The sequence below is a fragment of the Alkanindiges hydrocarboniclasticus genome, from assembly GCF_001982605.1.
Taxonomy (GTDB): Bacteria; Pseudomonadota; Gammaproteobacteria; order Pseudomonadales; family Moraxellaceae; genus Alkanindiges; species Alkanindiges hydrocarboniclasticus.
The window spans coordinates 1-1,650 of the sequence record NZ_MLCN01000057.1; the positions used below are offsets into that span (position 1 = coordinate 1).

The 1,650-nt window shown below is 29.7% G+C and carries 2 protein-coding genes; both read left to right on the top strand.

What is annotated here, in order from left to right; all coding sequences use genetic code 11:
* Positions 1-229: 229 nt before the first annotated feature.
* A complete protein-coding gene (locus tag BKE30_RS14930; RefSeq protein ID WP_076879363.1) occupies positions 230-1,057 on the top strand; it encodes a hypothetical protein in 828 nt (275 codons plus the stop codon).
* Complete coding sequence (locus BKE30_RS14935; protein WP_076879364.1) at positions 1,054-1,497, top strand: hypothetical protein; 444 nt, start codon at positions 1,054-1,056, stop codon at positions 1,495-1,497. Before BKE30_RS14930 ends, BKE30_RS14935 begins: the two co-directional genes overlap by 4 nt.
* Positions 1,498-1,650: the final 153 nt, after the last annotated feature.

The following is a 1,650-nucleotide window of genomic DNA, read 5'->3' on the forward strand; positions in this document are numbered from 1 at the left end:
AAATTGGTTTTGCTAAAATATTAATAAAATCAGGTTACTTTGCTGGTTTTGTAGACAGCAATAGAAAATTAAGCGTATCAACAATATACAAAATAATTACTTTTAACTCTAGCTACGGAGCTTTGTATAATTTTCCTATTAGTTATTTAGATGTATAGTAGGGTAAGGAATTGAGTAAAAATTGCTTTGTAAGCGAAATATCTAACTAATATTTTCTAAGTGAGAGTATATGTCATTCAATATAAATGTTAGAAATCAAAAAGATGAAAAAATTTTTTCCAGTGTTGATGAAATATTGAAAAAACAAATAGGTGGATTATCTGTCAGCCAGTATTGGAATGTATTACAAGAAAATTTAATAGTGTGGTCAAAAACTATTAATAATGATTATTTCTGGTCTAAGGTACAAAATAGCATCACTTTTTGGGAGCAAGAATATCAAAAAGAGTATGGCGGTTTATTATTTTTAAAAACAGGTGGTTTTGATGGGTTTCAGAATAAGTCCATTGATAGTATTAAAGATAAATTAGTTCGAAAAATTAAAAAAAATGAATCTATTTTACAGGAAGAAAATACTGCTTTTTGCATTGATGAATTATTTTGTAGTGATAAATTTCCTATACCAAATTTATCTGATTTAATTAGAACTAGAGTAACATGTGCATTTTTGGACGGAGTTAGTTTTTTGGCTCAGCGTCTTTACGATGCTGCTAAAGATATGGGGATGAACCCTGAACTTGAAGTTCATAATAAATCAGAAGGCTATTATGCACAGCATATTACATTTACACATAATGTAAATTATCAGATTCTTGCTCAATCTATACCTATGCAAATTAAAGTTGAAATTCAATTGGCTACAACTCTAGCTACAAGAATGTGGGAAGCATCTCATAGTATTTATGAGGACGTACGAGGTAGTAAAATGTTAGATGATTGGGCATGGAATGTTAATGATCCTAGATTTTTGAACAATCAATTAGGTCATACTCTTCATCTTGCTGATGGCTTGCTAATTAACTTAAGAAATCAAAAACGAGGAGTAGGAATTAAATGACACTTGAAAGTGATAAGTTGGAAATCTCCAAGTTGCTTCCTTTTGGAGTAAATATTGATGACCTTTTAAGAGAGCCTGTATCTTTCATAGGTAAGGAAATTGAAGCATTGATTCCATCACTAACAATCAGCGCAGGTGGAGTTGCTTTAGAGTCAATTTTTGGTTTTGCAGGTGATTTAATCGTTGAAATACGCGTAATTCCACAGCAAACTAATTTTGATATTGTTAGAAATAATTTTAAAAATTTGAGAGTAAATTTGGAAAAAATGAAACTTCCTAATAAAGCTATTTCTAGTGAGCTTTATTACAATACTTCTGTTGAAATTTTACATGATACAGCTTTTAAAACTACAATAAATTACGTAAGTGAGGATTTCCCTAAACTATGGTTAGAAAAAATTAAAGAAAAATTTCCTTTAAATAATATTATAAAGTTCTAAATTTAGAATATCTGAATAATAATTTATTTTAATTTTTATTAGGATATAAACCTAAAGATTAATAAAAATCCCTGCTCACATGGCAGGGATTTTTTATTACCGCAGAATCTTGGCTCTCCAACCTGGGCTCGAACCAGGGACACACGGATTAAC

Coding starts and splice junctions, on each gene's coding strand:
- BKE30_RS14935 (WP_076879364.1), top strand. CDS start 1,054: ATGACACTTGAAAGTGATAAGTTGGAAATCTCCAAGTTGCTTCCTTTT.
- BKE30_RS14930 (WP_076879363.1), top strand. CDS start 230: ATGTCATTCAATATAAATGTTAGAAATCAAAAAGATGAAAAAATTTTT.